Raw genomic sequence first — 413 nt, 5'->3', positions numbered from 1 at the left:
GCGGGGGCGAGTTCCTCCGGCTCCTTCATGGCTTCCGATTGGTCCGCCGCAAGCAGGAACTCGGTGTTCTCGGCGGCCGTGGCGTGCGCAGTCGAGTGCTCCGGCGCCTGGAAGGCTAGGCCGCCAAGCATCACGGTGACCAGCGACTGCGTGGACAACTTCAGCCCGTTCGCGTCGAGCTTGAGGTCGACGCCGCTGGCATGCCAGAAGCGCGTATCGGCGGAGACGAGCTTGTCATAGGGCTTGTTGACGAAGACGCGCAGCGTGATGTCGTGGCCGTTCGGCTCGAGTTGATACGCTACGACATGGCCGACCTGCACGCGACGATAGTAGACCGGTGAGCCGATGTCGAGCGAGCCCAGGTCTTGCGCACGCAGCACGAACTGCCTGCCTGAGGCGTCGGCAGTGACAGT

At 64.9% G+C, this 413-nt stretch carries 1 protein-coding gene; it reads right to left on the bottom strand.

Going from position 1 to position 413, the window contains the following annotated elements; genetic code table 11:
- A partial coding sequence (locus ACYP5B_RS37615) for an MlaD family protein (protein ID WP_459572964.1) occupies positions 1–413 on the bottom strand: 413 nt, incomplete at both ends.

The organism is Cupriavidus sp. 8B, assembly GCF_054589115.1.
This window is presented reverse-complemented; position numbering and strand designations above follow the sequence as displayed.